The sequence below is a fragment of the Deltaproteobacteria bacterium GWA2_45_12 genome (assembly GCA_001797365.1).
Lineage (GTDB): Bacteria > UBA10199 > UBA10199 > UBA10199 > UBA10199 > UBA10199.
The window spans coordinates 28,176-44,890 of record MGPH01000060.1 but is presented as its reverse complement, the minus strand read 5'-3'; the positions used below and the strand labels follow the sequence as shown (position 1 = coordinate 44,890).

At 43.9% G+C, this 16,715-nt stretch carries 14 protein-coding genes; 11 read left to right on the top strand and 3 right to left on the bottom strand.

Translation table 11 applies throughout. From position 1 onward, the window contains the following. The first annotated feature begins 135 nt into the window (after positions 1 to 135). The 11 genes from A2048_00805 (at position 136) to A2048_00755 (ending at position 9,853) form a co-directional block, all read left to right on the top strand. Entirely contained in the window at positions 136 to 882 is a 747-nt protein-coding gene (locus A2048_00805; protein ID OGP07692.1) for a hypothetical protein, read from the top strand. 141 nt (positions 883 to 1,023) lie between these two features. Then, positions 1,024 to 1,545, top strand: coding sequence for a hypothetical protein (locus tag A2048_00800; GenBank protein ID OGP07691.1), 522 nt, complete (start codon positions 1,024 to 1,026; stop codon positions 1,543 to 1,545). Between the two features lie 110 nt (positions 1,546 to 1,655). Then, the gene (locus A2048_00795; GenBank protein ID OGP07690.1) at positions 1,656 to 2,003 is read left to right on the top strand and encodes a hypothetical protein; all 348 of its coding nucleotides are present in this window, start codon (positions 1,656 to 1,658) and stop codon (positions 2,001 to 2,003) included. Positions 2,004 to 2,084: 81 nt separating this feature from the next. After that, positions 2,085 to 3,506 (top strand): tRNA (N6-isopentenyl adenosine(37)-C2)-methylthiotransferase MiaB, encoded by a 1,422-nt coding sequence (locus tag A2048_00790; GenBank protein OGP07689.1) that lies wholly within the window; start codon positions 2,085 to 2,087, stop codon positions 3,504 to 3,506. Then, entirely contained in the window at positions 3,433 to 3,933 is a 501-nt protein-coding gene (locus A2048_00785) for a hypothetical protein (GenBank protein OGP07688.1), read from the top strand. The genes A2048_00790 and A2048_00785 overlap by 74 nt, the downstream gene beginning before the upstream one ends. Beyond that, positions 3,933 to 4,358 carry a hypothetical protein gene (locus A2048_00780; GenBank protein ID OGP07687.1) on the top strand — a complete coding sequence of 142 codons (426 nt, stop codon included), beginning with the start codon at positions 3,933 to 3,935 and terminating at the stop codon, positions 4,356 to 4,358. Before A2048_00785 ends, A2048_00780 begins: the two co-directional genes overlap by 1 nt. Positions 4,359 to 4,412: 54 nt before the next feature. After that, positions 4,413 to 4,952, top strand: a complete 540-nt coding sequence (locus A2048_00775; GenBank protein OGP07694.1) for a gamma carbonic anhydrase family protein — start codon at positions 4,413 to 4,415, stop codon at positions 4,950 to 4,952. Between the two features lie 16 nt (positions 4,953 to 4,968). Continuing rightward, positions 4,969 to 5,184 (top strand): hypothetical protein, encoded by a 216-nt coding sequence (locus tag A2048_00770; protein ID OGP07686.1) that lies wholly within the window; start codon positions 4,969 to 4,971, stop codon positions 5,182 to 5,184. A gap of 1 nt (position 5,185) precedes the next feature. After that, on the top strand, positions 5,186 to 5,956 hold the full coding sequence (locus A2048_00765; protein ID OGP07685.1) for a hypothetical protein: 771 nt from the start codon (positions 5,186 to 5,188) through the stop codon (positions 5,954 to 5,956). Between the two features lie 149 nt (positions 5,957 to 6,105). Further along, positions 6,106 to 8,100 (top strand): excinuclease ABC subunit B, encoded by a 1,995-nt coding sequence (locus A2048_00760; protein ID OGP07684.1) that lies wholly within the window; start codon positions 6,106 to 6,108, stop codon positions 8,098 to 8,100. Between the two features lie 31 nt (positions 8,101 to 8,131). Next, positions 8,132 to 9,853, top strand: coding sequence for an excinuclease ABC subunit C (locus A2048_00755; protein OGP07683.1), 1,722 nt, complete (start codon positions 8,132 to 8,134; stop codon positions 9,851 to 9,853). A 66-nt stretch (positions 9,854 to 9,919) separates the two neighbouring features. Here A2048_00755 and A2048_00750 read toward each other — a convergent pair whose 3' ends face one another. The 3 genes from A2048_00750 to A2048_00740 all read right to left on the bottom strand — a co-directional run bounded on the left by A2048_00750 (position 9,920) and on the right by A2048_00740 (position 16,634). Then, on the bottom strand, positions 9,920 to 10,324 hold the full coding sequence (locus A2048_00750; GenBank protein ID OGP07682.1) for a hypothetical protein: 405 nt from the start codon (positions 10,322 to 10,324) through the stop codon (positions 9,920 to 9,922). A gap of 71 nt (positions 10,325 to 10,395) precedes the next feature. Next, complete coding sequence (locus tag A2048_00745) at positions 10,396 to 13,092, bottom strand: outer membrane protein assembly factor BamA (GenBank protein ID OGP07681.1); 2,697 nt, start codon at positions 13,090 to 13,092, stop codon at positions 10,396 to 10,398. Continuing rightward, positions 13,089 to 16,634, bottom strand: coding sequence for a hypothetical protein (locus tag A2048_00740; GenBank protein ID OGP07680.1), 3,546 nt, complete (start codon positions 16,632 to 16,634; stop codon positions 13,089 to 13,091). The genes A2048_00745 and A2048_00740 overlap by 4 nt, the downstream gene beginning before the upstream one ends. Positions 16,635 to 16,715 lie beyond the last annotated feature (81 nt).

Below are 16,715 nucleotides of genomic sequence, written 5' to 3'. Positions count from 1 at the left end.
CGGTTTAAATGTTTTCATGCCTCCTTATATCAAAAACCGGGGCTGTTGCCGATCATGAATTACTAAAAATGTTTCCCCGACAGGCTCCTAGAGTATTGGCACCTACATTATTTCAGCCTTGCGTTTTCAAGAAAGTTGATTCTGGACCAACTAAAGGATTCTCTAAGAAAGAGGTCCTCCCTCAATTTCAAATTCGATAATTGGAGCCGAGTTGTAAAGTATCGTTGGGCGCTTAAACCCCTTTCTGCCGAAGGGAGTACTTTGACTGATGCGGGAGGTCGATTCAATATTGGGGATATAGACCCAAACCGTTTTCCAGCTTTTCCGGCGTTGTATCTAGGAGAAGATGCGGAGACCGCATTAAAAGAAGTTTTTGGGAAAAAGCCACAGCAAAAAGGATTGGATGCTTTAGATTTCAGTTTGACTAACCCAGATTCCTACAGCCTTGTGCGGGTACAAGGGCAATTGGAGATGGTTCTGGATTTGACACACATGGAAAACTTGCGAGACTATTTTGAACTGATTAAGAAAATTAAATTTCCCAAGTACGTAGAGACAACGGCAAAGATTTTGAAGCTGCAGAAGCCCAGGACAATCAAAAATCTTTCGGAACTAAAGAAGAGTTTATTGGAGCCAAATTGGCGCATTTTCCCAATGCAATATGATATTCCAGCAAATTCCCAAATTCTTGGTCAAATTGTAGAAAATGCTGGCATTCAAGGTGTTCTTTATCTATCCGTTCAGGGAGGAAAGAAATGCTTGGCTGTTTTTCCACGTAATTTAGAAAATTCCACAGCCTTTGTTCAGCTCATGGATCCATTGCCTGAAGGAACGAATATTGAGTCTAAACTGGATATGAATTCCTGGAAAAAATTGGTTTGATATGTGGGTAAGACGAGTTTGGGTGTCCGCCCCCCAATTTATCGTTTCTAACCGTTTGAAATTATTAAATAAAAAATAAGTAAACAAAAAGCAACTCTGGGCGGTTTGTTTCCCGATAATATCTGTGGAAGGAGATATTTTATGCCAGTAACAGTACCCGGAGCATCCAATCAAAATCAACCCGCTCAGCCGGATTTTAATGAGCAGGCATGGATTGATGAACAGAATAAAAAGGCGGCAGCCCAAGTTGCTAAAAATGAGCAAGAAGCGGCGAATAACCGTCATGCGACGGAGGCCGGTGCTACGATCGCTACAGCTATTAACCCCATTGCGGGTGCGGTGGTCGGTGTGGTTTCCGGTCTTATTGAAATTTTTGCCGGGGATACAGCCAGTGGGGCAAGTGCCATCGCCAGTGGAGCCGCAGGGGGTATTAAAGAAGCTAAAAAACCGGATCCAGTGCCTCAACCAAATATTCTTGCAGAAGCTCAAGCGAATCGAAAAACTCCAGAAGGAGCCAATGGCCCTGTTGCAATAAAAGCCGAACCAGAAGGTGTTGATAGAGAGAAAAAAGGCAAAGGGCCCGCAAGCGCTTCAACACTCATGTACAATTCAGACGTATTAGAAGATCCATCGAGGCTGGAACGTCAAACCAAGCTTGCTTAAAAAAGAGATTTTTTGTGATCCTTTCTTGACATTTTTTACCTTCTTCTTTACAACAAAAAGAGTCCTAAGTTTAAGCCCTTATAATTTAAGGGCTTTTCAATACCTTCTGCATGACAAAACGCGCCATTAAGCTTTGTAAAGAAGATGCCTGCAAAAACGAGCAAACCACCATGGGGTATTGCCGTCTTCACTATCTTAAAAACTGCCGTAAAATCCGCGAAAAACAAAAGAAGAAGGCCGCCCAAAGTTTGAACAAATATATCGATTTCATCATGAAGAAACACCCCGACAATTATGTTGAAACCATCAAGCACGACCTTCGTCATGCAGGTCGTTTTCAACAGCGCGCCGAAGAATATTTTTCGGATGATGGTTTTAATGATGTCATGGGGGAGGTGGACATGGGGCAGGAAGTTGAACGTATTGTGGGGAACCTTAAAGTAGACGAAACCGTCTAGCTGTTTCCTATTTTCTTTCTTGATTATCCCTTCATTTAGTTGCTAGTCGCTAGTAATTCGGGGTCTACTAGCGACTCATTTATGAAAGCTTTCATCAAAACATACGGCTGCCAAATGAACGAGCAAGATTCGCTTCAAATGGGGGGGATTTTGTCCCGTTTGGGATATGGAAAAACCGAAGACCCCCTTCAAGCTGATTTTATTCTGTTTGTCACCTGCAGCATTCGCGAAAAGTCAGTCCACAAGGTTTATAGTGAGTTGGGGAAACTAAAACCCTATATTGAAAATAACCCCCAATTAGTCGTGGGGCTTTCAGGCTGTGTGGCTCAACAGGAAAAGGGGAATTTGTTTAAGCGGTTTCCTTATCTCGATCTGGTTTTTGGTCCCGATGCCATTTCAAGCTTGCCAAGCATGTTAGAAGAAGTGCGCCTTAAAAAAGGAAGCCTCTTTCCGGCTCATCTGATGAATACCCGTTTGCACACGCGCAAGGATTTTGATTTTGTGAATCTGGTTGCCGAAGATGAAAACCGCGTCCGTGCTTTTGTCAACATTCAAAAAGGGTGTGATAATGTGTGCGCCTTTTGCATTGTCCCCTATGTGCGTGGGCGCGAAGTTTCGCGCCCCAGTGATGAGATTCTTCGTGAAGTGAGCATGCTGGTTGATATGGGAGTAAGGGAAGTGACCCTTCTTGGACAAAACGTGAATTCATATGGGATTAAAGATACGGATGAATTGAAATTTTCCGGTCTTTTGGAAAAAATCGCCACGCAAACCAAAATCGAACGCTTGCGGTTTACCACATCCCATCCCAAGGATGTGGGGGATGACCTTATTGAAAAATTTGCAAGCCTTCCCAATTTGTGTCCCCACTTCCATTTGCCCGTGCAATCAGGCTCCACCAAGATTTTGGAAGCCATGGGCCGCCAATACACACGCGGACAGTATTTGGAAATCGTTTCAAAATTAAAAAAGGTCCGGCCAGGCATTTCACTGACGACAGATATTATTGTCGGGTTTCCTGGTGAAACGGAAGATGATTTCAAACAAACCCTTTCGCTAGTTGAAGAAGCCGGTTTTGATTTGAGTTATTCATTTGTTTACTCGCCAAGGCCTTATACAAGTGCTATCAAACTTGGGGATGATATCTCTACAGAAGAAAAAAACAGGCGTTTAAACCTTCTTTTGGAAAAGCAACGCCAAGTTTCGCGAGAAAATAATATCCGGTTTTTGGGAACAAGACAGGAAGTGCTTGTGGAAACGTGGGATGTGCTTGGTCAGGCATGGATGGGGAGAACTCCCACAAACAAAATTGTTCATTTTAAAACGAATGATTTATCTTTGATTAAAAATGCGGATCATTTGATTGGGAATTTAAGGCAGGTTGTCATCAACCACACAAACCCGCATTCACTTTTAGGAGAGTTAGATCATGGAACTTATCAAAATGAAGGTAACGGGGCTGACCATCGACCCGTTTACCAACATGCCCATCATCATTCTTAAAGACGAGCAGGAAACAATGGCTCTTCCCATTTGGGTCGGTCTTATTGAAGCCTCCGCCATTGCCACCGAGCTTGAAAAAGTTCAGCTTTCACGCCCCATGACCCACGATCTGATGTGCCATATTTTAGCCGAGCTTGAGGCCCATGTTGACAAGATCGAAATTGTTGATTTGGCCGACAATACGTTTTTTGCACAAATCTATCTTTCACATGCCACACACAGTTTTGTCATCGATAGCCGCCCCTCCGATGCCATTGCCATGGCTTTAAGGACACGAGCCCCCATTTTTGTGAACAAAACAGTCATGGAAAAATCCCGTCGCATCGATCTTTCAAAAGAAATGGATGAGGGAAAAGTAAAAGAACAAAAATGGACGGAAATTCTGGAAAGTCTGGCCCCTGAAGATTTTGGAAAATACAAAATGTGATGCGTCACTTTCGTTATTTTTTACGACAGAATATCATTCTTTTGTGGGCCCCTGTGGTTTGTTTTTATGGGCTCATTTTTTATTTATCAAGCCAACCTCCCGAATCTTTAAACATACCCCACCTTTTTGAAGGTTTTGATAAACTGCTGCACTTTTTTGAGTTTGGCATGCTCGGCTTGTTTGTCATGCGTTCGGTGATCTGGGAACGCTATTATCATCATTGGTCGAAACGTTCCTGGCTTTATACGCTCTTGCTCATAGGAGTGTTGGCTCTTGGAGATGAATACCACCAATCTTTTGTGCCCGGGCGTGAAGTTTCTTTTTGGGATTGGCTGGCCGATATTGGTGGAGGAATAATAGCTATTGTTGGAGGAAGACTCCTTTATCGTAAGCATGTTCAGCGTGTGTCCGCTCTTAAAACATAAAAAATCGTATTTTGTGTTTGCTTCCCCGGGTTTTTTATGATTTCCATCTTGGCTATGAGTCTCTTTTCTTTTGATTCTATTCAACCCAAAATTCATGCCTCTTGTTTTGTGGCTCCCCAAGCCTGTGTGATTGGCGATGTTGAAATAGGGGAGGGCTCTTCTATCTGGTTTCAAACGGTGGTGCGGGGGGACGTCAATACAATCCGCATTGGCAAAAAAACAAACATTCAGGATTTATGTATGGTGCATGTGACCAATCGGGATGCCCCCAAGCCTGCCCCCACGGTTATCGGGGATGAAGTTACTGTGGGTCATCGGGTGGTTTTGCATGGTTGCACCATTAAGGACAGATGCCTTATCGGCATTGGAAGCATTATTTTAGACGGTGCTGTCATTGAGGAAGAATGCATGATCGGTGCGGGAAGTCTTGTGACCCCGGGAACAATTATTCCCAGGGGGCATTTGGCATGGGGCTCGCCTGCCAAAGTAACCCGGCCTCTAACAGCGGCTGAAAAAAAATTTCTACGCTTATCGGCGGCTCATTATGCCCAATTGGCAAAAAAGTATGGGGAAGAGGGGGATAGAAAATCATGAATGAAAATATCACCTCATGCAAAAATTTGACAAGCAGAGTGGGGGATCCTTTGGAGGGAATGATGGCCAGGGGCACGAACGCAAAAAAGATACATGGCTTCTTATGTTTGTAGCTGGTATGTGGTTCCATAAACCCCAATATAACGCCGCAGCAGCAGCCAAAGATGCAAAGATGAGCGATGTTCCTTACCAACTAAGCCAGGCTCAATCTGTTGTATCTTTTGAAGTTTGATATGAATTGGAATTCACCATGGATATCCTTGATTCCCCTTTTTGTGTTTAATGCTTTCATGCTTTGCACCGTTTTGGCGTTTCGCCCCATTTATCGCAAAAAGGGAGTCACCCAAGAAATTCAGGAACGTCACGCTTCCAAGTTTTTGAATCGCTGGATGCGTGAATACTGGTTTTGGCTTACCGATCCCATCATTCGTTTTTTTATCCGTTTTCACATTACTCCCAACCAAATCACCTGTCTGGGTACTTTTATTGGTGTTTTGTCGGGCCTCTTTTTTTCTTTGGGGCATTTTGGTTTGGGAGGCTGGTGCATGATTTGGGGCGCCTCCTTTGACATGTTTGACGGAAAAGTGGCCAGGCTAACCAACAAGGAAACAAAATCGGGAGCCTATTTTGATTCGATCATGGATCGCGTTTCCGAAGGGGCTGTTTTTGCCGGGCTCATTTTTTATTATCGTGAAAGCCTTGTTTTATGGATTGCCGTGATGGCCTTGTTGGGATCGTTTATGGTTAGTTATACCAAGGCCAAAGGAGATGAAATGAACGCACGTTACAATGGTGGTTCGATGCAGCGACCGGAACGTATCGTTTATTTGGGAGTGGGGGCCGTTTTTTCGCCTGTTTTTTCTTGGATGCTTTCCCACTATTTTCCCTTGTTAACAACGGAAGCATTGTATGTTCTCCCCCTTTTTCTTGTCGCCCTGATGACATGGGTGACTTCCCTTAATCGTATGAAGAATGTGATGAAAATGCTGGATCAATCCTGCTAGAGCCGCCCCTCGACCCCTCGACTCCGCTCGGGGACCACTCCATTCGGGGAGCATTTTTTAGCGGTCATTGAGCGGAGTCGAAATGCCGCTCCCTTGATTTCTCTTAATTCCTCCTTGTTGTTTTTACCCTCTTTGTTAGATTTACTTTCATGAGTTTGTTTAAATTGACTTCTTCTTATAGTCCCACGGGGGACCAGCCCCAAGCCATCAAACAGCTTGCCCAAGGAATTCAAAACAAATTAAAACACCAGACTCTTTTGGGAGTTACCGGTTCGGGAAAAACCTATACGATGGCTCATGTTATCAATCAGGTACAAAAGCCCACCTTGGTGATGGCGCCCAACAAAACACTTGCCGCCCAGTTGTATTCCGAATTCAAGGAACTTTTTCCGCATAATGCCGTCGAATATTTTGTCAGTTATTACGATTATTACCAACCCGAGGCCTATATGCCTCGTACCGACACTTACATAGAAAAAGATTCGGCCATTAACGAAGATATCGACAAATTGCGCCATGCGGCCACGCATTCTCTTCTTGAACGGCGCGATGTGATCATTGTGGCGTCGGTTTCCTGTATTTATGGTTTGGGTTCGCCCCAAGCTTATTATGGGATGCTTGTGGACATCAAAAAAGGAATGAGTGTGGCCCGCGATGCCATTTTGGCAAAGCTTATTGAGATTCAGTATGAAAGAAACGATGTCGATTTTCATCGGGGAACATTCAGGGTGCGCGGGGATGTGGTGGAGATTTTTCCCGCTTACGAAGATGCAAAAGCCATTCGCATGGAATTTTTTGGGGATGAAGTGGAAGAAGTCTATGTCATTGATCCTTTGCGTGGAACCAAATTGGAAAAGCTGGACCGTGTGGCTATTTATCCCGGTTCCCATTTCGTGACTCCCGAATCAGAATTAAAGCGGGCTGCCTTGGCCATTAAGGAAGAATTGCAAGAAAGGATTCTGCATTTTCAGCGAACAAACAAGCTGCTGGAAGCCCAGCGCATCGACCAGCGCACTCGTTATGATTTGGAAATGATCGAAGAAATCGGTTTTTGCAAGGGGATTGAAAATTATTCGCGCCATTTGACGGGCCGCACTCCTGGAGTGCCGCCGCCGACACTGTTGGAATATTTTCCCAAGGACTATCTTTTAATCATCGATGAATCGCATATTACGGTTCCGCAAATTGGGGGAATGTATCAAGGAGATCGTTCCCGCAAGATGACCCTTGTGGAATATGGGTTCAGACTTCCTTCCGCCCTTGATAACCGTCCTCTCAAATTTGAAGAATTTGAGAAAATGACGGACCAGGTTGTTTATGTTTCAGCGACCCCTGGCCCTTACGAATTGGAAAAAAGCAAGGGGAGAGTCGCCCAGCAAGTGGTGCGCCCGACGGGTCTTTTAGACCCTGTTATTGTCGTCAAACCGGTTGAAAGTCAGGTGGATGACCTTTTAAAGGAAATAGAAATTGTCACTGGTCAAGGGGAGCGGGTATTAGTGACCACGCTTACCAAACGCATGTCTGAAAATTTGACGAAATATTATTTGGAAAAAGGGGTGCGCGTTAAATATTTGCACTCAGAGGTGGAAACCCTGGAGCGAATGGAAATTTTGCGTGACCTGCGTCTTGGAAAATTTGATGTGCTGGTGGGGATTAATCTTTTACGTGAAGGGCTTGATTTGCCCGAAGTTTCCCTGGTGGCCATTTTGGATGCCGACAAGGAAGGTTTTTTAAGATCGGAAAGATCACTCATTCAGACATTTGGGAGAGCCGCACGTAATGTGCATGGGAAAGTGATTTGCTATGCCGACAAAATGACGGCGTCCCTTCAAAAAGCCATGGGGGAAACCCAGCGTCGACGGGAAATCCAGGAAGTTTACAATAAAAAGAACGGCATCACACCGCAAACAATCATCAAAGCCATCCGTGATTCATTGGTTGTCGCTAATGCCGACTATGTCACTCCTGAATTGCCTGAGGCTATGGGGGGGGAGGTGGCGCTGTATAAAATTCCTGATCGTGTTGAAGAGTTAAAAAAGGAAATGAAAAAACTGGCCAAGGAACTTCAATTTGAAGAGGCGGCTCAAATCCGTGATGAAATAGAAAGATTAAAAAAGATCGAACTGAAGTTTGGTATAGAGTAGGGACCCCGCACCGCGGGGTCCCTACACACCCATGAATTCTCTTGTTAATAAAATCTCCGAGTTCCCCATTTTCCCCGGTGTGTATTTGATGAAGAACGAAGGGGGAAAAATCATTTATGTCGGCAAAGCCAAAAATATTAGGGCACGCGTAAAGCAGTATTTTGGGAAAGAAGCCCTTGCCCGTTACCAGATTGAGTTCTTGATGAAGAGGGTGACTGATATTGATTATTTGATCACGGGCACAGAAAAAGAAGCCCTCCTTTTGGAAAACAGCCTCATCAAAAAACACAAACCCCGGTACAATATTTTCCTCAAAGATGACAAGTCCTATGTCAGTCTGAAGATAAATGTGGGGCATCCCTTTCCAAGCCTTACAGTCACACGCAAAATAAAAAAAGACGGGGCCCTTTATTTTGGGCCCTATTCAAGTGCCGATGCATGCCGGCAAACGACTGAATTTATTTATAGGTATTTCATGTTGCGTACCTGTTCTGATCACGAGTTCTCCAACAGGTCCAGGCCGTGTCTGGAATATCAGATCAAACGCTGTAGTGCACCCTGTGTGGGGTACGTAAGCAAGGAGGAATACCAAAGGCAAATAGATCAAGTGCGTCTTTTTCTGGAAGGCAGGAACGATCAATTATTAGATGAATTGAAATCAAAAATGGAATCGGCTTCAGAAACGACGGATTTTGAAGAGGCGGCGCGTCTGCGTGATCTTATGTCCCACATCTCCAGCACACTTGAAAAACAGCATGTCGTACACCATGGGGCCAGAGAGCAGGATATTGTTTGTCTTTATAGTGAAGGAGCTAAGGGTATTGTGGCCCTTTTGCATGTAAGGGAAGGATCTCTTGTCGATTCACGGGCCATTTCCATGGATGTGTTAGATGAGCCTTCTGATGTGATGGAGGCTTTTTTAAAACAATACTATCTTGGGGATGTTTTTATTCCCGATGAAATTTTGGCAAGCCCTCTCCCGGAGGATATGGGGGCTCTTCAGGAAATTTTATCGGAAAAGAAGGAAAAAAATATTTCCATCCGTTCGCCAAAAAAAGGGGACAAAAAAGAAATGATCGAATTGGCATGCAGGAATGCCGAATCCCAATTCGGGAAATGGGTGAAAAAAAATAGGGAAACAGATGAGATTCTATCCGGTGTCAAGGATGTTTTGGGAATGGCTGAAATTCCACACCGCATCGAATGTTATGATGTTTCCCATATTTCAGGAAAACATGCCACGGCGTCCCGTGTTGTTTTTGTTGAGGGGAAGGCGGATAAAAATCTTTACAGGCATTATAAAATGCAGGCTCCGGCAGAACCCAATGATTATTTGATGATGAGGGAGGTATTGGGAAGAAGGTTTAAAATCCCCCTCATTCCCCCTTTTCCGCCAAAGGCGGATCTGCCTCTGGCAGAAAACAAGGGGGGTAGGGGGGATTTAGACAATGTACTCCCAAATCTCATCATGATGGATGGAGGGAAAGGGCAATTGGGCGTGGCGCTACAGGTCTTAAAGGAGCTTGGGCATGAGCAGGTTCCTGTTATCGGCATTGCCAAGGGAAAAAGGCAGGGAGCGCGTTCCAAGAGTGCGTGGAGTGGAAGGGCCGAGGATGAAATTTACATTCCCGGAAGAAAAAATCCGCTCAAGCTAAGAAGTGGTTCGCCGGAACTCATGTTGCTCCAAAGAATCCGTGATGAAGCCCATCGTTTTGCCATTAAATATCACCGGTTGTTGCGCAATAAAATGTAGGGGCGTTGGCTGGTCACCGAGCGGAGTCGAGGTGGCCAGCCCTTCGACTCCGCTCAGGGACCAGAGTTACCGCAATAATTTTTCCCTAAATTCCTTTGGCAAGGGCATGGGTTTCCCGATTTTATAATCATAATACACCTGGGCTGATTTGCCTGTAGCCGCCAGGTCGCCGGTACTTTTTTCTTTTAATTCATATTCAAAAAAGAAACTCGAATTTTTAACTTCGCTTACTCTTAAATGAACGACCAGGTTTTGGTCGACGAAAACCGGTTTTAGAAACCGGCAGGAAATTTCGGCAAGGATAAAGGGAAAGGTTTCAGGGCCCACATGTCCTTCCGTTGGAAGATCATAAAAGTTCTTAAAAAAGACGACACGGGCCTGCTCCATATAGGTGAAGTAATTGGCGTTGTTGACATGCCCCATGGGATCGCAGTCGGAGAAACGCACGTTTATTTCGGTGGTGGATTTCATGATTTTTCGGGCGCCGCTTGCTGCGCCCTCTATTTGCCGTGTATGGGCGCGGCAAGCAGCGCCCATACGGATTAAAAATAATACCCAAATGAAAAATGGAAGCGTTGTCCATTTTCGGTCTCCCTTTTATCAAGCACAAAACCATAGTCAAGCCGGATGGGGCCGATGGGGGTGATATAACGAAGGCCAACGCCTGCCGATTCCCTGAAGGAATCGCTGTCCATTTCATCAAAAGAGTCGGTGAGGCTGCCTATATCAACAAAACCAGCCAGTTTGAACGAATTAAACAATTGATACTGTAATTCACCGTTATAAATTAACGAAGTGGTTCCACCCTCATCCTTGACGGCGTCTTCATCAAAGCCGCGGATTGTATCGTTTCCCCCCATGAAAAAAAGCTTGTTGGCAGGGATGTGTTCTGAATCGCGGATTTTAAAAAGCTTGCCAAGCCTGAAATTGTTCACCAGGGTCAGCTTTTTTGAAATGCTTAAATAGTTGGCAAGATTGAATTTGGAAATATTAAAATTATTGGAAGGATCGGCCAGGTCCGTATCGAATTCGGTTGAAACCAGCGCGTAGAGGCCTTTGGTTGGATCTGCGATATTGTTGCGGGTATCATAACCGACGGCCACACTTGGTTCAGAAAAGGTATTGTCAAAGAGATTTCCCCCAAGGGCCGAGCTATTGCTGGTGTCTTCAAAAATATTGAAGTGTGAAATCTGGAGTTTTAGGAAGAGGGTCCAGTCCGAACCGAATCTTTTGACTGTCCCGACAAAACCGCCATAGGACATGGCGTTGAAATTTTCATCATCCTCATACTCTATGAAATATTGATTGACCAAATTCCAGCTGGCCCCAAAAATTCGTGGTACGAGAAATGTTACTTCACCACGGTTTAATTCAAAGCCGCCGACACCGCGAAACTGGAACTGTTTTCCCTGACCGAAGAGGTTCCGTTTGGTAAAAAGAATCTGTCCCGAACCCAATTTATCGCTGTCATAACCCACCTGAAAATCCAGGGTGATGGTTTTTCTTTCCTGAAGATTGACAACCAGATCGATGACGTCTTTTTCCTGTTCCACACCGATGGGCGTTATGTTGACAAAATCAAAAATGCCGAGCCTTTTCAAGTTAAGCTGGGCATCGAGCATCTTTTTATTTGAATAAACATCCCCGGATTTTATTTTGAGTGTGTCGTGGATGGTTTTCAATTTTGTTTCATAATTTCCATGAATGATCACTTCTCCCACTTTGCAGGGGGCTTCTTCACTGATATTAAAGATGAGAGTGACCTCAGGTTTGTCCGGATCTTTGTTAATAGTGGTTTCGATTTGGGAGTAAATGAACCCATTTTTGTCATAAAAACTTAAAAGCCTGTTTTTTGATCTTTCAAGATCTTCTTTTGTCAGCACTTTCCCCTTTTTTATTAAAATACGATCAAGCAGTTTGGCAGTTGAGATTTTGGAGTTTCCTTCAAAAAGAATGGAATTTATTTTATAGGCCTTACCTTCGGTAAGGTCGATGTTCAGAGTCGCTGTATCTTTGTAAGTATTAAAAAAAGAATTAAAACCCTCGATCTCGACATCGAGATAACCTTCGTCATGATAATAGTTTTTTATTTTTGAAAGATCGTCGGCAATGGAGGGCAAGTAGAAGAACCCCTGTTGGGTCAGGGTGTGTTTTTTGTTCTCCATGACGGCATTCAATTTTTTATCACTTAATTTTTTGTTACCTTCAATGTTTAAGTGCCCAAGGCGTGTGCGGGGGCCCTCATGAATGTTAAAGGTGACGTCGATTTCTTTTTCATCATTTTCAACCAGTGTTTCTATTTCGGAAAAAAAGAAACCATTAAGGCGATAAAATTGTAAAATTCTTTTCCCACTTCGTTCAATGCTGAAACGGTCATAGCCGTGCTCTTTAAAAAAGCTTGTGTGTTTTTTGAGGGTCTGGTTTTTGATGAGACGGTTTCCGGAAAAATGCAGATCCAGTTTTTTTCTTTCGTTAATCTTTATGAATACGTCCACTTTTTTTGTGACGGGATTATAGGCAAAACGCTCTATTTTCGCCTTGGCGCGCACATAACCGTGTTTTAAATAGAGGGCTTCAATCTTTTTGATTTGTTTGCGGACCAAAGAGGGTCTGAAAATGGAAGGTCCATAAACGATGTTTTTCAACCTGTTTTCAGTAAACGCTGTATTCCCCGAGACGCTTACCCGACCCAAGTGATAAGTATATCCACGCTTGATATCAATTTTAAGATCGATGACATTGGTTTTTTCCCGTTTAAAAGGGGTGATGTTAACCTTGGTGCCGTAATAACCATATTTTTGGTAAAAAAGAACGATACGCCTCCGGCTTTCCTCCATTTTTGAAAAATCAAAGGGTTCTCCCGGTTGAAGGGAACTGATGCGCAAAATTTTCTTCTCCAAGAAAGGGAGCTGTCCCTTGACGGTGATGGCACGAATGACTTGGGCTTCTTTCAGGTAAATGTCTAGATTGATCGTATTTCCACTTTTTTTTTGGGTAATTTCAACTTTTTCAAAAAGGGCCGAGGAGATGAGATCCTTTTCTGTGCTTGCTAGTAGTTCCTCAGTAAAAGATTGCCCCTTTTCTATAGGAACAAGGTTCTTCACTTCGGTTTCTTTTAGCCGATAAAGATCCAAGTGCCACACAATCACACCAATAGTGGGCATTTTGGCCGCAAGCGATGTCCAAAGCGGGATGATGCTAAGAACTAAAAGCAAAAGAAAATAAATTGCTCTTTTCAATAGGCCTCCATACGCCAGGTTAAATCAAAACGATAGCGACTTCCTGTATCCTTGCTTCCTTTGATCAGTAAATTATCAGTAATCAAATATTCAAGCCCCAATCCTTGAGAAGCCGTTTCAACTTCCAGATCGGTATTGACAGTAATGGCCACACGTTCGGATAATTGTTTGCCAATGGCAAAACGGGAAAAGGAGGAGGAATTTTCTGTGTAGTCGGTTTCCACCTTGACGATATCCAAATGTGTGGCCTTGGAAAGGGGCGCCTGCAGTGCGCTGGCCACTTGCGAGGTAAGGGCGGCCCTTGAAAAAAGGTTTCTCTTTTCGTTGGATAATTCGTCGGGCGTTTGCCCGTAGGCAATCAGGGAAATGATGTCGTTCTGGTTTAAGGCCGGGGTTGATTCCAAGGTAAGTTCAAGATTATCCGCAGGCCCCCGAATACGTGCATAAACCTCGACATCGCGTATGTTTCGGGTGGCCCTCATTTCCATATAGGGCTTCAAGCTTCCTTTTTGGGTGAAATTGGCAAAGCCGGTGGCATCTTCAAAATTGATCCCCAAAGCACGAATGATGCCCCCATTAATATTAATCGACCCCGTCAATTGCGGAAATGTTCCTGTGCCTGTCAAATGCAGGTTAGTCACCAATGTGAGTTCGGCCAGGTTATTTTTGATAAGAAATTCACCGGGGCTTTTAATATTCAGATCAAATTGGGTTTCTTTGAATATTTGGGGGAAGGTCTCTTCTTCTTTATAAACAATTCCCACTGGTTTGAAAATGAACTGAGAAACGGAATAGTCTTTATAGTACAGACCATCCACGATATTTAAACTTCCTGATAATTTGAGTGTGCTTGCCAAACTGCCGCTTAAGTGAACATTTGTGTCGGCAAGAATATGCCATTGGTCTTCCCTGTTCATGGAAAGCTCTTCTGCCCTAAAATTCAGGTTGGCAGAGGTAATGACAGACACAGGGGCGTTATTGTTATCAGATGCGAGTTCCTGTTTTTCCAAGACAACCCAGCCATTTAACAGGGCCGGGCTATCATCATAGTTAAAACGGACATTGTTGAACTGGTAACGGGGGCCTTCCAATAAAATGGTTCCATGGGCCTCACTTATTTCTGAACGCAAATTCCTGAAAAGCAAAGTGGCCTTGTCCAGTTTAAGGGTGCCAAAAAATTCAGGATGAAAGAGGCTTTCCTTCCAGGTAAGATCCACATCGGCCAGGCCTTCTCCTTCGACAAGTTGTGAGTGAATTTCACTGGCTTGATGAAAATCGATCTGCCCCTTTATTTTTAAATTGGAATTTCCTTCCATCCCCAAAGGTCCTTCAAGCCTTAAGCCTCCCTTTCCCAGAAGGGTGGATGTTGGAGAAAAATCAAGAATCTTGTCTTTGTAATGCAGGGAGGTTTTTGAATTGAGATGGATTGATTTTTCCTCTCCTTCTATGTGCAGCGCCAAAAGATCAATCTGGGCTTCTGAATCAAGGGGGCTTTTTAAGGCATAGTCAACAGTGGCTTTTGCGGAAGCCATGATGGTGTCCACCTTAAATGGAAAAACAGCTTCCACAAATGAAAGATCGGCCTGGGTGGCTGATATTTCCATGTGCAGCATTTCGGGTTTTATATTGAGAAAGGTCCCTTGGAGATCGACGTTTTTAAAGACAGGCCCGTTGAAGGTGTAACCATTTTTGTCGAAAGTAAAGGCAAAGGGTTTTGTATTTGTAAAAACTTCCTGGTTCTCAAAAACAATTTGGGAATTGAGCAGATTGAAAGTGTTGTTTCCCATGTCCAGTTTGGCTGAAATTTTTTCGAAAGGAACACCATACCAGGTTACCTTTGAAAGGGTGGCCAGGCCCTGACCTTTATAATCCCCTTTTTCTTTGTGCAATGAAAAGTGGCCATCTAAAATACCCTGGAACACGGGGGTTTTCAAAACAAGATTGGCCGGCATGGAAACAAATTCTGTCTTCAGGTCAAAAACCTGCAATGAAGAACGGAACACTTCTTTAATATCCAAATTAAGAGACCCGTGGCCTTCTCCTAAATTACTTACCCCTGACAAAGAAAGTTTCTTGTCCCTGATTTTAAGCCCCCCCTGAAAAGTGCCTGCAAAAAGACTTTCATAGGCAAAGCCACTTGAGGTTATATTCAGATCCACTTCCGGGTTTGATAAGGCTCCGCGCATGTTTCCCTCTGCCGAAATGTCTCCCGGCATGTCGATTTTCGAGAAAAGGTGAAGAATGCTTTTAAGGTCAAGGGGGTCACTTTTCAGGGCGAGTTGGATGTTTTTTTCCGGCAAGCTGATATGGCCACTCGCTTTGAGAAGTTTGGAACCGATTTTAAGGTTTAAATCCGGAATTTCGATTTTTCCTTGCTTCATATTCAAATGGGAACCCAAATTCAAGTCACCGGCATCCGGAGAAAATTGGTTGTCTAAAAATTCGATTGAAAGAACACTTTCAAGCTTGTTCTCGTTTATTTTTTTAAAACTGCCTTCCCCCTTAAAAGTGAGCCTGGCCTGTCCAAAGGCGTTTTTTATGTTGGCCTTGCCAAAGGGAAGATGTTTGAATTTGAAAGAGTCTGAATTAAAAATGACCCATTTTGTTTTTTGGGTTTCTTTTTCCCATGAAGCACTTAAGTGGGCCTGACCGCCAAAGGCCTTGATAAGCCCCTGTCTTAGGCGGATGGAATCATCTCCAACGTAAAAGGGGAGATGGATTTTGTCAAAATAGGCATAGGTCTTGTCTTCAGGAATTGGGAGGCCATATTTGGATGAAAGAAGAGGAATGAGCGAATCATCCCACCCTTGGGATTTATTCCAGGGTGTGGGGGTTTTGGAAACGGCCAGCAAGAGTTTTTTGAACTGAAGATCTCCGTCAATCTTTGGGGATAGTTTTCCCGTCTTTTCATCTAAGGGAAGGTTAAACGAACCATTGGCACTGACGCTGTCGGCGAAGACATCCATTTTTTGTGTTTTGGCAATGATGTTTTTCCAATTGATGGAATAGGCTTTTTTGTAAAAAAGGAATGGTTTGGTGGCCGATAATTTCATTTCTCCAAAATACAAACGGCTGCCATCGGGAAAAACAAAGGTGATGTCACCAAGATGGGCCTTATCTAGAACGATGGTATCCAGTATTTTGCGAATATGGACGGGGGTTTTGGGATTGGGGGAGGTTTTGGCTTGGGATATTTTCCCCAAATTAATTTTAATGCCACTGGCCTTGGCATCAAAGAGTTCCACTTTTCGAAGGAGGACTGACCATGGATTGAAAATGAGTTTGAAGGAACTGACTTCAATGGTGCTTTCGGCCTTGGGTATTTTGACAACGAGGTTTTTGCCTTCAAAGCGGCCGGTGAGGGCATTAAATCGCAAAGCTTCGGATTTGACATGGATGCCAATAACCCGATTGGCAGTTCCAATGGCCCATTGCTGAAACCAGTTTGAATTGAAAAGAAAATGAAATAAAAAAACCATGAACCCAAACAAGGCCGCCAGTGTGATAAGTAACTTCAGCCATTTTGGAGCAGGTTTGTGCATGAAGGGCCAAGATTAGAGGAATTCAATAAATTCTTCAACTGTTTGGGAAGAAGTAAGGGCGTATTGTGTCAAAGGCATCCC

What these genes read in the sequence shown, in the direction of transcription:
- A2048_00760 (OGP07684.1), top strand. Translation starts at nt 6,106, where the DNA reads ATGAGTTTGTTTAAATTGACTTCTTCTTATAGTCCCACGGGGGACCAG.
- A2048_00785 (OGP07688.1), top strand. Translation starts at nt 3,433, where the DNA reads ATGGAACTTATCAAAATGAAGGTAACGGGGCTGACCATCGACCCGTTT.
- A2048_00790 (OGP07689.1), top strand. Translation starts at nt 2,085, where the DNA reads ATGAAAGCTTTCATCAAAACATACGGCTGCCAAATGAACGAGCAAGAT.
- A2048_00775 (OGP07694.1), top strand. Translation starts at nt 4,413, where the DNA reads ATGAGTCTCTTTTCTTTTGATTCTATTCAACCCAAAATTCATGCCTCT.
- A2048_00795 (OGP07690.1), top strand. Translation starts at nt 1,656, where the DNA reads ATGACAAAACGCGCCATTAAGCTTTGTAAAGAAGATGCCTGCAAAAAC.
- A2048_00770 (OGP07686.1), top strand. Translation starts at nt 4,969, where the DNA reads ATGCAAAAATTTGACAAGCAGAGTGGGGGATCCTTTGGAGGGAATGAT.
- A2048_00780 (OGP07687.1), top strand. Translation starts at nt 3,933, where the DNA reads ATGCGTCACTTTCGTTATTTTTTACGACAGAATATCATTCTTTTGTGG.
- A2048_00765 (OGP07685.1), top strand. Translation starts at nt 5,186, where the DNA reads ATGAATTGGAATTCACCATGGATATCCTTGATTCCCCTTTTTGTGTTT.
- A2048_00800 (OGP07691.1), top strand. Translation starts at nt 1,024, where the DNA reads ATGCCAGTAACAGTACCCGGAGCATCCAATCAAAATCAACCCGCTCAG.
- A2048_00755 (OGP07683.1), top strand. Translation starts at nt 8,132, where the DNA reads ATGAATTCTCTTGTTAATAAAATCTCCGAGTTCCCCATTTTCCCCGGT.
- A2048_00740 (OGP07680.1), bottom strand. Translation starts at nt 16,634, where the DNA reads ATGCACAAACCTGCTCCAAAATGGCTGAAGTTACTTATCACACTGGCG.
- A2048_00750 (OGP07682.1), bottom strand. Translation starts at nt 10,324, where the DNA reads ATGAAATCCACCACCGAAATAAACGTGCGTTTCTCCGACTGCGATCCC.